Origin of the sequence: Arcicella aurantiaca (assembly GCF_003148625.1) — a bacterium.
GTDB classification, from domain to species: domain Bacteria; phylum Bacteroidota; class Bacteroidia; order Cytophagales; family Spirosomataceae; genus Arcicella; species Arcicella aurantiaca.
This window is the reverse complement of the sequence record NZ_QGGO01000005.1, coordinates 155,586-170,734: the sequence shown is the minus strand read 5'-3', so window position 1 is coordinate 170,734 and position 15,149 is coordinate 155,586. Positions and strand designations below refer to the sequence as shown.

The following is a 15,149-nucleotide window of genomic DNA, read 5'->3' as shown; positions in this document are numbered from 1 at the left end:
CAGTTATCAGTGAACAGTGAGCAGTTATCAGTGAACAGTGAGCAGTTACCAGTGAAGAGTGAGCAGTTATCAGAAGACACAGACCTGCCGTTGTCTGTGTCTTCACAGACGACAACAAAATTTAGGATACTTGGGCGTTTTGATAATTCAGATATTCGAGGATGTAATTTGATGCTTAGCTAAAAACCCAGAAAGACTTCACTAAAAGCGAAGTCTTTCTGGGTTTTTCTATTCTCTAAAATCTATACTCTGTAACCTATTTAGCATAATTCACAGCACGCATTTCACGAATTACCGTTACTTTAATTTGCCCTGGATATTGCATTTCTTTTTCAATTTTTTGAGAAATATCATACGAAAGCATACTTGCTTTTTCATCTGAAACATTCTCAGAATCTACTAAAACACGTAATTCACGTCCTGCTTGAATGGCATAACATTTCTGAACGCCGCTGAAACTTACCGCTAATTCTTCCAATTCCTTCAAACGACGCATATAAGATTCCATCATCTCACGTCTTGCACCTGGACGAGAACCCGAAATAGCATCACAAACTTGAATGATTGGAGAAATCATTGATGTCATTTCAATTTCATCGTGGTGAGCTCCAATAGCATTACAAACTTCTGCGTTTTCTTTATATTTTTCAGCCAATTGCATTCCCAAAATAGCGTGAGGCAATTCTGCTTCTTCGTGCCAAACTTTACCAATATCGTGTAATAAACCTGCACGTTTTGCCAATTTAGCGTTCAACCCTAATTCTGCTGCCATCGTAGCACAAAGTTTGGCTACTTCTCTTGAGTGTTGTAAAAGGTTTTGTCCATAAGATGAACGGAAACGCATTCTACCAATCATTTTGATGAGTTCTGGGTGTAAACCATGAATACCTAAATCAATTACGGTACGTTCTCCAATTTCAACGATTTCGTCGTCGATATTTTTCTTAGTTTTAGCTACAACTTCCTCAATACGAGCAGGGTGAATACGTCCATCTTGTACCAAACGGTGAAGCGACAAACGAGCAATTTCACGACGAACTGGGTCGAAACCAGAAATGATAATTGCTTCTGGCGTATCATCAACGATAAATTCCACACCCGTTGCGGCTTCTAATGCACGAATATTTCTACCTTCACGACCAATGATTTTACCTTTCACATCGTCTGATTCAATGTTGAAAACCGAAACACAGTTTTCAATAGCATTTTCAGCGGCAGTACGTTGAATAGTTTCAATTACGACTTTTTTCGCTTCTTTAGTTGCCGTTAATTTTGCTTCTTCAATGGTCGTTTTAATCAAAGATGATGCTTTTGTTTCAGCTTCTCCACGCAAAGCGTCAATCAATTGTTGTTTAGCATCAGCCGCAGAAAGTCCTGCAATTTTTTCTAATTGAGCCACTTGCGAAGCCAACATTTCTTCAGCTTGAAGCTGTTTTTTTTCTGCCTCATCAGTTTTCTTTCTGAGGTTATCTTCTTTTGAAGTCAACGATTGTTTTTGTGATGCCAATTCAGCTTCCAAACGCTTGGTTTGTTCCATCGTTTGTTTGGCTTGGTCCATAGATTGTTGAATTTGGCGTTCACGCTCCTTCAATTTTTGTTCATTCTGAATCAAAATTTGTTTTTTTCTATTAGAATCATCTTCAAATTCTGAACGGAGTTTCAAAAACTTTTCTTTAGCTTCAAGAATACGGTCTTTTTTGATGTTTTCTGCTTGTAATTCAGCGGTTTTTACAATATCTGCTGCCTTTGCGGTTGCCTCGTCCTCGAGTTTTTGGGTGTTTTTTGCAAATACAACTTTACCTACAAATAGCCCTGCTATCAGGGAAACAACTGCGGCAATGATGGGAGTTAACATTTTTGTATATCGTTTTAGTTGATTCTTTCGTGTGTAAGCAATGACACAATGCGAAGTGAATCGAGTGAAAAATGGAACTAAAACAGACAGATACCTAATTGAAAAGAGATTTCTTAATTGGAAGATTTTATAATTTGAAATAAGGAAAAACTTAATGAGTCATGAGCGTTTTCAGTCAGAGTTTAAGTCATAAATGTACCCAATTTGTTTTGAGTTATTTATCCTAAAGGGATTTCAAATAGTAAGTATTCACGAAATGGCGTAATTACTTAGTTTTGGTCTTTTTAATTAAAAATTTAACCGTTCATTTCTCAATAGCACTATTTTAAGCCTTTTTAGTAAGGATAAATTAATAGTAAAGTTTAAAATGAATGTATCAAACAACGGTTAATGTATTATGATGACGAATGAAAAATTATTGAAATTCTGTGGTAATATGGTCTATCATTTTCTCTAATTCTACTACCTTATCAAAAACGGATTCTTGTAAGTCGGTATGTTGTAGGTCAAATTTTAGATTGCTCATTACAAAATCCAATGCCGCTAATGCCAGAAGTCTTTGTGTACTTTTGATACCATTTTTTTGTTGGTAGTGCTGCATTTTTTCATTAATCAACTTAGCTGATTTTCTGACAATTTCTTCCTCCAATTCATTAGCAGCAGAAAGGCTAAAAGCCTCTGTTCCGACGATGATATTACAAGGGATTTTTTTGTCCATTTTTCAAGTATTAGAAAAGTCAAAGAGTGAATAATAGTGTATTACTTTAACTGTCTAACTAATTACTAAGTTGAGAAATACATTTTTCTATTTCTAAAATATATTCGTCAAGTTTTTCTTTCAATTCGGCAGTATTGCCTGTACTCTTTAGATTGTTTACTGCAATCTTAGTGAATTTATCTGATTTTTTAAAGTTTTTTATCTGTTGGTTTAATTTTTTCTGCAATTCTTGGTTTTCTTTTTGAGCTTCGCTGAGGCTTCTTCTCAAGTTTTCATTATCCAATTTTGCTTCTTCCAATTGTTCTTTTACCTCAACATACCCCTCCACAAGTCCTTTGAGTTTTTTCTCTAAGGCACTAAATCGAGTAAATATTTGAGATTCAGTCATGTTAAGCAGTTGTCAATTATCAGAAAAATTATCAATGTTAGCATTACTCATTCAATTGTTAATAAAGTTATGCTTATTGATAGCTGTGTTATTGCAAATTTCTCAAAAAAAAATGACATTTCATTTCAAAAATGCGTATTTATCTCTGATTCTCAACGGAATAATCGTCTTTCTCTCAACAATTACAACACCCAATGTATATAAAATTAATAGCAATATATGGTAAGGAATTGATAACCAGAGGTTATCAAATTCAATCTGCATTACCCCATAAATCAATAATCCTGCCGAAATAATATAGCCAAGTGCCGAATTTATGTGATACGGAACTGGATAATATCGTTGTCCTAACAAATAACATAAAGCTGTCATAGAGAAACACGAAATCAAAAAGGCAATGGCACAACCTAAATATCCAAATTGGGGAATTAAAATAATATTGAATAATATCGTGATTGCCAGTCCGATAAGCGTAATAATTGTACCAAAATAGGTTTTCTTATTGAGCTTAAACCATACGGAAATATTATAGTAAACACCCAAAAATAAATTAGCCAATAATAAAATAGGTACAACGGAGATTCCTTCCCAATAAATTTTCTTGCGTAGGAAAAATATTTTTAACCAATCAAGATTTAAACAAACGCCCAACCAAATAAATATACAAGTTATCAAAAACCATTTGGTAACATTGGCAAGGGTTTCTGGTGAATTTTTATCGTCAGTTTTCGACAAGAAAAATGGTTCGGCGGCATATCTAAATGCTTGTGTAGCCAATGCCATAAAAATTGAAAGTTTATAGACATTGCCATAAATCCCCAAAGCCTCGGCTGATGTACGTTGTGGATAAAATCCTTCAGGAAGAAGACGTTCTAATAATAGTCGGTCGAACAACAAATTGAAAGTACTTGCCAAAACCATTAACATTACGGGATAGGCAAAAATGAATAGTTTTTTCAATTCTTGCTTATCAATGGTAAAAGTAAAATCGAAGAGTTCTTTCCTCAAAAAATACAAAAAAGTTGCATTCGCCAATAAGTTTGCCAAGAAAATATAGCCCGCACCAATTTTAGGATTATACAAAGTTTTAGCAAGAGGTTGAAGACTATTGAGATAATCCCCTTCTGCTATTTTTTTGAGAATCAATAAGAAAAAAACATTCAAAAATACATTGATGAGGATATTGATAATTTTTGCTTTTACGAATTTTTTGGTTTGTTTCTCTAATCTCAAACGAGCAAAAGGAATAGCCGTAATAGCGTCAATTGCTAAAATCAGAACGAGCCAAATCAAGAAATTTTCTTTTCCAGCATAACCCAAATAAGCTATAATTGATTTTGAAAAAACAATAAGAATAACAGAAAATAAACCGCTACTCACCAAAATAGCACTTTGGATAATATTGTAATATTTCATTTTATCCTCTGCTGCAAAACGAAAAAAAGCCGTTTCCATTCCATAAGTATAGATAATATTGGCAACTGCTACATAACTGTAAAGCTTAATATTTACGCCCAATTCCCCTGGCATAAAAGCAGCAGTATGTATAAAAACTAAAAGGAAATTCAAAGACCGACCTAAAATGGTACTTACCCCATAAGAGGCGGTTTCACTGGCTAATTTCTTGAGGACGCTCATATTTTATTATACTTGTGAAGAAAGAATATTTTGTAAAGATTAAACGACAGCTATGTTTATTTTTAACTATGAAATTATGAAAATGAACTGGTTATTTTTACAAAAAAATCCTGAAATACAAGGAAAATTCTTATAAAAGTTCAATTTTTGTGTAAAGATACAATTCAAATTTAAGGTATATGTAACGAGGATTGAGTAATGAAGAGTTTAAGAAATTACTAAAAGCCTAAATTATGCCCGCCCAATCACTAAAAATATGGATAACGCAAAAACAGTAAATTATTCAAGAACCACCATTACCGAATTGATGATTCCTTCTTATGCCAACTTTGGGGGAAAAATTCACGGAGGAATTTTATTATCATTGATGGATAAAGTAGCTTATGCTTGTGCCACCAAACACGCTGGTACTTATGTAGTTACGGTTTCGGTTGATAACGTTGAATTTCGTCAGCCTGTTGAAGTAGGCGAGTTAGTTTCACTTCATGCGTCGGTCAATTATGTAGGGAATAGTTCATTGATAGTAGGCATAAAAGTAGTAGCAGAAAATATCAAGACGGCTACTGTAAAACATACCAATACGTCATATTTCACGATGGTTGCTAAAGATGATGATGGGAAATTGGCACAAGTTCCGGGATTAATTTTAGAAAATGATGAAGACATCCGTCGTTTTTTAGAAGCCATGAAACGAAAAGAAATCAAAATTTCTTACAAGTCTATTTTAGCCGATGCCAAAACCACGATGGAAATTGATGAGAATGTACATTTATTAGATAACGAAAAATGTATCATCAAGCGGGATAAGGATATGCAGAGTGAGTGGGTGTAGATTGGAAATATAAAGGAAAATAGAATTTTACTATCAACTATTTGCATAAATATAGACTTTATAGTTTAGCCTTTTGAAACTGATATTTACTAACTCCTATGATTGAAAATCCTAATGAGTATCAACTTATTTATAATGATATAAATTCTGATGGATATGTATTTCTAAACCCCAATCAGAATAAAATGGAGAAAGCTCATAATGCTTTTGTTGGTATATTTTTAGCAAAATTGGGGTATAAAGTATGGTTATTACCTCCAAGTAATTTGCCAAATATACGCACAGCAGATGCGTGGCTCGAAGAAGAGAATCTAACAATTGAGTTTAAACATTGCCAAACACCCACTTCATCTGCCATTGATAAAGCTATCCAAAAGGCTAAAAAGCAAGCTAAGTATATTTTGCTACATATCGATTGTGAAATTGTTCTAAGTAATCTCATAGACGGAGTAGAAAATAGAACACAAAGGCTTGAAAATGTATTAGTAATAAAAGAGATTTGGCTAATTTATCGGGAAAAATTATGGAGATTTTCAAGAGAAGAGATTGTAACTAAAAGTTGGCGAAAAGCCTTTAAAATAGAATAGGGTATCACTTCATCAGTAATACCCTAAGCCAGGGGCTGTACTTTCGTACCTCCCAATACAAAACTAACAAAAATATTTGAAATTCCAATATATGTTGGTCTTTCTTAATCAAATCAACCATAACAGTGAATATAAAATCCCTCAAACACATTTATTTTTTAGGCATTGGTGGCATTGGTATGTCGGCAATTGCTCGTTGGTTTATTGCTAATGGTTATACCTTGGCAGGTTACGATAAAACTGCAACTCCCTTAACAGATGCTCTTCAAGCGGAAGGTATTGCGGTACATTTTGACGATGATATTTCATTGATTCCTGCGGAGTTTTTGGCAAATCCTACTGAAACACTTATTGTGTACACGCCTGCCATCCCGAAAGACCATAAAGAGTTTAACTATTTGAAAGACAATGGTTTTACTTTGATGAAACGCTCACAGGTTTTGGGACTTCTAACGCAAAATTTCTTTACAATTGCGGTTGCGGGAACACATGGGAAGACTACTACTTCTTCAATGGTGGCTCATATCTTGAAGAATGCAGGACAAAATGTGACGGCATTTTTAGGAGGAATTACTCAAAATTATGGTACAAATTTCTTGGTAAATGAAGGCTCTGAAAATGTAATTTGTGTGGTAGAAGCCGATGAATTCGACCGTTCTTTTTTAACCTTATACCCAAATTTAACCATCGTAACTTCTACCGATGCTGACCATTTGGATATTTATGGCGACCATTCTCAACTTTTGGAGTCGTTTCAGTTATTTGTGTCGCAGATAAAAGATGGTGGAAAATTATATCAATATGAAGGTATTGATTTGAAGGATTATACCAAAAATCAAACACAAGTTTTTGGCTTAAAAGTTGGAGATTTCAGAACTGAAAATCTAAGAGTTGAGAATGCTGAAATGGTTTTTGACATTGTTTATCCCGACGGTGTTATCAAAGATTGTAGTTTGTTGACTCCGGGTTTTCATAATGTGACTAATTCCATTGCGGCGGCGGCAGTAGCCTTACAAGTTGGCGTTTCGCCTGAGGCTGTGCGTGAAGGTATTTGTACGTTCAAAGGCGTGAAGAGACGATTTGAGTATCATGTACGTTCTGAGAAGGTGGTTTATATTGATGATTATGCACACCACCCAACGGAGATTGAAGCATTTTTATCTTCGGTAAAAGCTCTTTATCCAAATCGTAAATTGACAGTTGTTTTTCAACCACATTTGTATTCACGAACAAACGATTTTCAAGAAGGTTTTGCCAAAAGTTTAGAATTGGCGGATGATTTGATTTTGTTGGACATTTATCCTGCCCGTGAATTACCGATGGAAGGTGTAACATCAAGTATTATTTTTGATAAAGTGAATCTTGCGGAAAAAACACTTTGTACAAAAGCAGAAGTTTTGGATTTAGTAAAAGCCAAACAACCAGAACTTTTAGTGACAGTAGGAGCAGGGGATATTGATACGTTGATTCCCAAAATTAGAGAAATGTTGATAGGTTAATTCCTTGATGGCATAAAACAAAATCGGTCGTTTGATTCATCAAACGACCGATTTTGTTTATCTGTAATATTTCTTACATATCATTCAAATTACTTTTGCTTCTACTGTAAAGGAAATAAACAACTAAGCCGATTCCCATCCAAACGAAAGCAAATAACTGAGCTTTGCTATCTAATAATGACATTAATGCTACGTTAGTGATAATTCCAAGTGGAGCAATTAACATCAACATTGGTGTTTTGAAAGGACGGTCACGATTTGGTTCACGTTGACGTAAAATTAATACTGCCAAACAAACCATTGCGAAAGCGAAAAGCGTTCCGAAACTTGTCATATCACTTAGTACACCGATTGGTGTGAATGAAGCAACTAAAGAAACTACGAATCCAACTAAAATTGTGCTTTTCCAAGGAGTTTGGAATGAAGGGTGAATTTGACGGAAGAAATCTGGCAATAAACCATCTTTAGCCATACCCAAGAAAACACGAGTTTGTCCTAACATCATTACCAACATTACCGATACCAATCCAACCGTTGCAGCAGTAGTAATAATGAAAACAGCCCAAGGTTGTCCAGCTTGGTCAAAAGCATAAGCAACAGGAGCTTTCAAAGCATCACCAGTAATATCTTTGTAATTTAACATACCTGTAAGTACCAATGAAACTAAGATATACAAAACAGTACAAATTCCTAAAGATGCAATAATAGCGAATGGAATGTCTTTTTTAGGATTGATGGCTTCACCTGCTGAAGTTGAAACTACGTCAAAACCAATATAAGCAAAGAAAATGGCAGCAGCACCACTCAAAATACCTTTGATTCCATAAGCCTCTTTCATTGAGCCATCAGCGTGTTTTACCAATTCAGGTTCTGGAATAAATGGATGCCAGTTATCTACATTAATGAAGAAGAAACCCACAATAATTACAAAAACTACTGCTGATGATTTCAGAATTACAATTAGGTTATTCGTATTTCTTGCTTCTTTGATACCTTTTACTAAAATCCAAGTAACAAGCCAAGTGATGATAAATGCAGGTAAATTGAAGGCAAAAGAGCCATCTGCTCCTTCCATATTTGCATAAGAAAAAGGGTCATTGGTGAGATTGGCAGGAATACTTATCCCAAAGAGATGCAGTAGCTTATTAAAATACCCCGACCAACTGACGGCGACTGTCATTGCACCCATGGCGTATTCGAGTATGAGTCCCCAACCAATAATCCAAGCGAAAAGCTCGCCAATTGTACCGTAAGCATAAGCGTAAGCAGAACCTTCAACGGGTAACATTGAAGCAAATTCAGAATAACATAGTGCAGCGAAAACACAACCAATACCTGCTACGATAAATGAAAGTGCCAAGGCTGGACCAGCATGATAATGTGCAGCTGTACCTGTAAGTACAAAAATACCACCACCAATGATACCTCCGATACCAATGGCTGTGAGACTCCATTTACCAAGTACTTTTTTTAATTGATTGTTTTTAATATCGGCTTCATAGGCTGACATGGGTTTTTTACGCCAAATACTTTGCTCCATAGACTTTTTTAGTTTTTTGTGTGAATTAGAAGTGAATTATTTTTCACAAGAAAAGATTGTGATTTGAGGTCTTTACAAAAGTATATTTTGCTAAGACTTCTTCAAGATACTTAATATTTTGCCTTAAATCAAATTTTAGGGCTTAGGTTTTTATAAGAAGGGGTTAGGAATTAGGGATTAGGGCTTGGATGTTAGTATTTAAGTACAAGGCTAACAATTATAACCTCCTAAATACTAAGCTTTAATTCCCCTAATTCCTAAAACCTAACCCCTAAAACCTAAATCCTTATTTTGTTGGTTCTACTGCTGGAGTTTTCTTCTTGCCAGTTCCAAAGTCAATTACGATTGGAGCCGCAACGAAAATTGAAGAATATGCACCAAATACAACCCCGATGAACATTGCGAAAGAGAAACCTCTCAAAATATCACCACCAAATAATAATAATACTGTTACTACCAAGAATACTGTTGTAGCAGTCATTACTGTACGGCTCATCGTGTGGTTGATTGACTGATTGATGGTTTTAATCATCAATTCTTTATTTGACAAGTCTGCGTCAATACCGATTTCTTCACGAATACGGTCAAATACTACCACTGTATCGTTAATTGAATAACCAATTACAGTCAATACCGCTGCGATAAATACTTGGTCAACTTCTAATTCAAAACCGAATAAACGAGTAATACCTACCATACCCAATACCACCAAAACGTCGTGCGTTAAGGCAACAATACCGCCTAATGAATATTGCCATTTACGGAAACGTAATAAGATGTAAATAAAGATGGCAATAAGAGCATAAAGAATTGAGATGAATGATTGTGTTAAAATATCATCGGCAATGGTTGCACCTACTTTCGATTCTGAAACGATTACTGGTTTAGAATCAGCAAATTTTTTCAAACCATTTTCAACTGCTGCACGAACCTTTTGGTTAGCTGCTGCACTTTCATCTTCTACTAAATAAGCAGTTGTGATTTTTAATTTTGTAGGGCCGTTGAAAGTTTTAACTTCTACACCACTTCCTTCAAAGCTATTGGCTAAAGCATCTTTAATTGTTCCTGCTTCGATTGGCTTAGCAATCTCAACTACATAAGAACGACCACCTTTAAAGTCAAGACCTAAGTTGAAACCTCCTTGGATGGTCAAAACAATGATACCTACTGCAATTAAAGCCCAAGAGAAAATGTATGAATATTTACGTTTTCCGATAAAGTCGAAGTTGAAGTTTTTGAAAAGGTCTTTTGAAATAAATGTTTCAAAAGTAACCTCTTTTTCTTTACCCGCTGCGATAGCACGTTTTGCCATCCAGTCAACCATGATATGTGAAACATAAACAGCAGTAAATACCGAAGTAACCAAACCAATACAAAGTGTTACTCCGAAACCTTTTACAGAACCAGAACCGAAGATAATCAAGATAATACCAATCAAAATTGTGGTAACGTTACCGTCAATAATCGCAGAAAGGGCTTTTTCATAACCTAATTTGATAGATTCCATTAAGCCTTTTCCTGCGTGTAATTCTTCACGGATACGCTCGTTGATAAGTACGTTAGCATCTACCGCCATACCTAATGTAAGCACGATACCTGCAATACCCGGTAATGTTAAAGCTGCTTGAATTTGTACTAATACTCCTGCGATGAAAAATACGTTGAATAATAAAGCTGCGTTTGCCATCCAACCTGGTGAGCCATAGTAACCAATCATGAAAACAACCACTAAAACTAAACCTAATAGCATTGATAAATATCCTTGATTGATAGCTTCTTGACCTAATGATGGACCAACAAAAGCATCTTCAACGATACGAGTTGGAGCAGACAATTTACCTGATTTAATTACGTTTGCTAAGTCTTTTGCTTGTTCAACTGTGAATGAACCTGAGATTGAAGAACGTCCACCTGCAATTTCTCCGTTGATATTTGGAGCAGAATAAATATAGTCATCTAATACGATAGCGATACGTTTTCCAACGTTTGCGGCTGTCATGTTTTTCCAGATTCTTGCACCAACGCCATTCATTGCCATTGTTACTTCTGGACGACCATTTTGGTCATAATCTTGACCAGCGTCCGTAATTACGTCTCCATCCAAAGTTGCTTTTTGACCTGGAACTTTTTTCAATGCTTCAAATTGGATAATTTCATCACCATTTACAGCAGGAATACCAATTGCATTCCAGTAGAAAGATAAGTTAGAAGGGAACATTACTTTCACTTCTGGACGACGGAATAATTCATTTACACGAGCAGTATCTTTACGGTAAACACCCCAAGTTCTTCCTTGATTATCTAATGGTAAGAATAATTTTGTCAAAGCTGAACCTGCTGTTGTATCTTTCTTTGCTGAATCCGTTTTAGCAGTTTTGGCTGCCCCAGATAATTGTCCTGCTAAACCTCCTGCTTTTGTAGAATCTGCTTTATCTGTTGCAATTGTTCCATTTTTCTTTGCTTTTTCTTCGGCAGCTAAATAGTCACCCAAAGAATTTAAGCCTTGTCCCCACTCGCTGATTTCAGCAACTTCGATAAATTCTAATTTTGAAGCAGCAGATAATAATTTTCTTGCACGGTCTGGGTTATCTACACCAGGTAATTCAACTTGAATACGGTTTGTGCCAGGTAAACGTTGAATGTTCGGGTTGGCAACACCTAACTTGTCAATACGAGTTTGGATAGTTTTATAAACACGGTCAACAGCACCATCAATTTCGTCGTTAATTACTTTCTTCACTTGAGAATCACTTGAAGAGAAGTTTAATTTTCCAACGTTAGTAGAGTTAGCGAAAATTGTTGCTAATTTTTGGTTTGGAGCAATTTTAGCGAAAGCTTCAAAGAACAATTCGTTGAAAGGTTTCGTAGAAGTTGCTTGAGCTTTTGACGCTTCTGCTAATGCTTTCTCAAAGTTTACATCATTACTTTTTCCAGATAAAGCACGTAAAATTTCTACTGGAGAAACCTCTAATACTGCATGAAGACCACCTTCAAGGTCAAGCCCTTTATGAAGTGCATACGTAGTAACTTCTTGTAAAGTAAATCCTAAATAAACAGGTTGTTTCCATAAAGAGTCAATATAATGAATTCTTCTTGCTGGGTCATATTTCCCTGCAACTGTTGCATATTTTGTAGCATCTTCACGGACAGCTCCTGCTTTCCATGTAAAAGAAAGGAAAAATAAACATAAGGCTGAAATAATTCCAGTCAGCCAAATAATGGCATTTTTGTAACGCATGATTTGTAATTGGTTGTTTGTTATCGGGAATTTGTTATTAGTAACGGGTTATTTGTAATATAACCTTCTACGATTAACCCGATAAACGGAGAATTTATAAAAGTGAATAGTGAGTACAAGTCTGTACACAATGCTTCCGAGAGACATCAGTAATTGTTATTGGACGTATTGAATCAATTATCGTCTAATTGACTAATAACCAGTAACTAATCACCAATAACTAAACTACGGGGCGTTGGTAACGATAAAATGTTCGAAAAGAATTTCGAGATGAGGAAGTCTGAATAAAAGATTTTTGATAGTCTGAATATGTTTTTCAGGCATCAAAAAAGAGAATACTTGCGAAGTGAAAATAAATTCTTGCGAAAAATCAATCGTTACAGGGGCAGACGCCTGCATTACAGAAAGTTCTGAGATTGTGCAATTATCAGATTTTTCAGAATGTTTGCTCTGCTCCGTTTTTGCTTTTTCTACTGCTTGAAGACGTACTTGCGATGCTGAAAATGTTTTACCGAAAACAGTAAACATCAGCATAAGCGACATCAAAAAGACGCTGAAAAGACGAGATATGTGCGAAGTTTTTTGCATTGAGAAAAACAAAAGTAGTACCTTTTTTAGAGGTATGCCAAATTCTGTGCCAATTTTTTTAATTTTCTATATAACGAGTTATGAATAATAAAAGAAGAAAAATATAACTTTTCCCATAATTCATAACTCATCATTAATACTCTACTTATCCACTCTTGCTTCAATAATGGCTTGAATATTTGACGGGATATTCGATAAAAAATCATAACCTGTCAAGCGTTCAATTTCATCTACTGAAACTCGATATTTTCGCCAACTATCAGCTCCAACGCTATTATCATTCGGAATGCTTACAGCAATAACTCTGGTGTTTTCGTTAATTCTTGCAGCATCATTTTGCCCGATTGGTAGCACCACGATTATTTTCCAAAGTGAGGCTGGCACGGTAATGTTATCATTTTTCCCGATTGTCTTGGCAAAACCATTTGCACCTGTTCCTCCTTGTCCGATTGTTCCTGCAAAAACATAAACTTCATTTCCTTCTTGCGTCAAAATTCTTTCATATTCTTCTAATATTTTCCAAAGTCCTCTGTTGTTATCAGGTGCTTGTGGAATCATATTCGTCATGAAGAAAGTTTCTTGGTTTTCCTCCAAAACGCCATCCCTGTCATCAGAAGGGCATAAATGACCTTTGTCGAAACCTGTATTTGAATAATCTCTTGGCGTTACTTCGTACCAATTTTCTGGTAAACTTGGGTCAGGACGAAAATCATTTTGGCGGTCAATATCACCTTTCCATGCCGTGCTTAAATGCCACGCAACCCAATTTGCTATGTTTTTATTTTTATTATACGACAAGGCATAAGCATCTTTTTTTATCAAATAATTATTAGCAGACGATGTATTTGTGACGGCATTTGATGGATTACCCAATGTTAAATGGTCGTCTTTTGAGGCAACTGTTGAGCCTCTGTTAATGACAGGGGGATTTGGCGTTGGAACGGAATTAGAAGATACACCATAGGTTATTATCGAAATATCATCAATATTTAAGCGGCTTGTAGAACCGTCAGTTTTACGAATTTCAATGCGAGATGCTTGTTGAAGATTTACATTAAATATCGCTTCTTTTAACGATTTTTCTGTTGCGGTAATTGTAGAATTTACTTGTCGCCATGAATTTCCTGTATTTGACGAAACCCATAATTCAAATGTGCTACTTTTGTCTAATTGATAAACCCCATATTTTAATTTTACTTGCTGAATTCCCGTTGGACAGTCGAAATTCATTGTAACTTTTGCCGATTCTTTCATTCTGATAGCCTTCGCACCGTTTTTCTGGTCATTTTCAGCACTACCCATAATGGCATTTTCTAAGAACCATTGCCCAGAAGCAACCGTAATATTTCCACCTTCGTATTTACTTTTTGAAGCACCATCAAAACCTTCTGGGAAATTTGTTGCGAGCTTAGTTGATGTGTTGTTTGTTGGAGTGGTTTTGCCTGTGTTTGTGGGTGGTACATACACACTTAAGCAAGACGATAGTGAAACTGAAATCGAAATAAAAAGAAATAATTTCTTGAGCATGGATAGGGAATTTGATTTTTTTACGAAGATACAGCTAATGAAAGGCTTTTGCTTTTTAGAAAATTGATTTTAATTTTATTTGGGTACATTTGGAAAATGTTAGATTTAATTAACCATTAATTCAATGAAAAAAATAAATATTTTATTGCTCAGTTTTATCATTTTTACGGCTTGTCAAAAGAACAAAGTTGCAGAACAACAAGCTGATTCTGTAAAAGTAGAAAGCATTGCTAAAGTTGACACAATGGCTAAATCTGTGAATGCTGATAGTTCGGATATTGCTAAAAAGTGGCTTGTTTCCACAATAGAAGACGCTTTTAAGAATAATATGGGCGAGTACGATAAATTTTGTACGAAAAAATATGCAGAATATAAGTCGGATGCAACGGGCGTAGGTATGGACGGCGGGCTAACAGAAAAAGCTTTTAAAAAGAAATGGAGCAAGGATTATGATACCAAATATTCTGGAATGGGAATAGGTTTTATGATTAACGCTCAGGATTGGAATACGATAAAAGTTACTGATGTACAATTGAAAAATAAGCTTGAAAATGGAGGATATTTCTTCAAAATTGTGGTAGAAGATATTGAAGCAAAAGCAAAAAATAACCGTGAGGTCAAAGTGATTCGTTCGAGTAAATCATTTTTGATTGATGATGTTTTGGAGTATAATTAATTGGTTACTTGTTATTGGTTACTGGTAATCGGGGATTGGTTACTGGTAATCGGGGATTGGTTA

At 35.3% G+C, this 15,149-nt stretch carries 13 protein-coding genes; 5 read left to right on the top strand and 8 right to left on the bottom strand.

The genetic code is table 11. The features are described 5' to 3' along the window. A partial coding sequence (locus LV89_RS25555) for a hypothetical protein (protein ID WP_211321162.1) occupies window positions 1-183 on the top strand: 183 nt, incomplete at its 5' end. A gap of 73 nt (window positions 184-256) precedes the next feature. Here LV89_RS25555 and rny read toward each other — a convergent pair. The 4 genes from rny to LV89_RS06525 all read right to left on the bottom strand — a co-directional run bounded on the left by rny (window position 257) and on the right by LV89_RS06525 (window position 4,599). Further along, the gene (gene rny, locus LV89_RS06540) at window positions 257-1,855 is read right to left on the bottom strand and encodes a ribonuclease Y (protein WP_109742067.1); all 1,599 of its coding nucleotides are present in this window, start codon (window positions 1,853-1,855) and stop codon (window positions 257-259) included. Between the two features lie 415 nt (window positions 1,856-2,270). Continuing rightward, window positions 2,271-2,573, bottom strand: a complete 303-nt coding sequence (locus LV89_RS06535) for a cell division protein ZapA (RefSeq protein ID WP_109742066.1) — start codon at window positions 2,571-2,573, stop codon at window positions 2,271-2,273. A gap of 58 nt (window positions 2,574-2,631) precedes the next feature. Further along, a complete protein-coding gene (locus LV89_RS06530) occupies window positions 2,632-2,961 on the bottom strand; it encodes a hypothetical protein (RefSeq protein ID WP_109742065.1) in 330 nt (109 codons plus the stop codon). Between the two features lie 120 nt (window positions 2,962-3,081). Then, window positions 3,082-4,599, bottom strand: coding sequence for an MATE family efflux transporter (locus LV89_RS06525; RefSeq protein ID WP_109742064.1), 1,518 nt, complete (start codon window positions 4,597-4,599; stop codon window positions 3,082-3,084). Between the two features lie 256 nt (window positions 4,600-4,855). Between LV89_RS06525 and LV89_RS06520 the strand changes: the two genes are divergently transcribed. The 3 genes from LV89_RS06520 (at window position 4,856) to murC (ending at window position 7,517) form a co-directional block, all read left to right on the top strand. Continuing rightward, window positions 4,856-5,431: an acyl-CoA thioesterase gene (locus LV89_RS06520; RefSeq protein ID WP_109742063.1), complete on the top strand. Its 576-nt coding sequence runs from the start codon at window positions 4,856-4,858 to the stop codon at window positions 5,429-5,431. Window positions 5,432-5,529: 98 nt separating this feature from the next. Then, entirely contained in the window at window positions 5,530-6,018 is a 489-nt protein-coding gene (locus LV89_RS06515; protein WP_109742062.1) for a CdiA C-terminal domain-containing protein, read from the top strand. A 125-nt stretch (window positions 6,019-6,143) separates the two neighbouring features. Next, on the top strand, window positions 6,144-7,517 hold the full coding sequence (gene murC, locus LV89_RS06510) for a UDP-N-acetylmuramate--L-alanine ligase (RefSeq protein WP_109742061.1): 1,374 nt from the start codon (window positions 6,144-6,146) through the stop codon (window positions 7,515-7,517). Between the two features lie 73 nt (window positions 7,518-7,590). Here murC and LV89_RS06505 read toward each other — a convergent pair whose 3' ends face one another. From LV89_RS06505 to LV89_RS06490, 4 genes are all read right to left on the bottom strand, one after another. Continuing rightward, on the bottom strand, window positions 7,591-9,057 hold the full coding sequence (locus tag LV89_RS06505) for an APC family permease (RefSeq protein ID WP_109742060.1): 1,467 nt from the start codon (window positions 9,055-9,057) through the stop codon (window positions 7,591-7,593). Between the two features lie 286 nt (window positions 9,058-9,343). Next, window positions 9,344-12,295 carry a protein translocase subunit SecDF gene (secDF, locus tag LV89_RS06500; RefSeq protein WP_109742059.1) on the bottom strand — a complete coding sequence of 984 codons (2,952 nt, stop codon included), beginning with the start codon at window positions 12,293-12,295 and terminating at the stop codon, window positions 9,344-9,346. Window positions 12,296-12,520: 225 nt separating this feature from the next. After that, window positions 12,521-12,883, bottom strand: coding sequence for a hypothetical protein (locus LV89_RS06495; protein WP_146199095.1), 363 nt, complete (start codon window positions 12,881-12,883; stop codon window positions 12,521-12,523). A 141-nt stretch (window positions 12,884-13,024) separates the two neighbouring features. After that, the gene (locus LV89_RS06490) at window positions 13,025-14,410 is read right to left on the bottom strand and encodes a DNA/RNA non-specific endonuclease (protein WP_109742057.1); all 1,386 of its coding nucleotides are present in this window, start codon (window positions 14,408-14,410) and stop codon (window positions 13,025-13,027) included. 124 nt (window positions 14,411-14,534) lie between these two features. On the opposite strand from LV89_RS06490, the gene LV89_RS06485 reads away from it, so the two are divergent. After that, window positions 14,535-15,086 carry a hypothetical protein gene (locus LV89_RS06485; RefSeq protein ID WP_109742056.1) on the top strand — a complete coding sequence of 184 codons (552 nt, stop codon included), beginning with the start codon at window positions 14,535-14,537 and terminating at the stop codon, window positions 15,084-15,086. Window positions 15,087-15,149: the final 63 nt, after the last annotated feature.

Bases quoted from the DNA above. Each gene is read 5' to 3' on its own strand.
- LV89_RS06520 (WP_109742063.1), top strand. From the start codon at position 4,856: ATGGATAACGCAAAAACAGTAAATTATTCAAGAACCACCATTACCGAA.
- LV89_RS06495 (WP_146199095.1), bottom strand. From the start codon at position 12,883: ATGCAAAAAACTTCGCACATATCTCGTCTTTTCAGCGTCTTTTTGATG.
- rny (WP_109742067.1), bottom strand. From the start codon at position 1,855: ATGTTAACTCCCATCATTGCCGCAGTTGTTTCCCTGATAGCAGGGCTA.
- LV89_RS06490 (WP_109742057.1), bottom strand. From the start codon at position 14,410: ATGCTCAAGAAATTATTTCTTTTTATTTCGATTTCAGTTTCACTATCG.
- LV89_RS06485 (WP_109742056.1), top strand. From the start codon at position 14,535: ATGAAAAAAATAAATATTTTATTGCTCAGTTTTATCATTTTTACGGCT.
- LV89_RS06525 (WP_109742064.1), bottom strand. From the start codon at position 4,599: ATGAGCGTCCTCAAGAAATTAGCCAGTGAAACCGCCTCTTATGGGGTA.
- LV89_RS06535 (WP_109742066.1), bottom strand. From the start codon at position 2,573: ATGGACAAAAAAATCCCTTGTAATATCATCGTCGGAACAGAGGCTTTT.
- secDF (WP_109742059.1), bottom strand. From the start codon at position 12,295: ATGCGTTACAAAAATGCCATTATTTGGCTGACTGGAATTATTTCAGCC.
- LV89_RS06515 (WP_109742062.1), top strand. From the start codon at position 5,530: ATGATTGAAAATCCTAATGAGTATCAACTTATTTATAATGATATAAAT.
- LV89_RS06505 (WP_109742060.1), bottom strand. From the start codon at position 9,057: ATGGAGCAAAGTATTTGGCGTAAAAAACCCATGTCAGCCTATGAAGCC.
- LV89_RS06530 (WP_109742065.1), bottom strand. From the start codon at position 2,961: ATGACTGAATCTCAAATATTTACTCGATTTAGTGCCTTAGAGAAAAAA.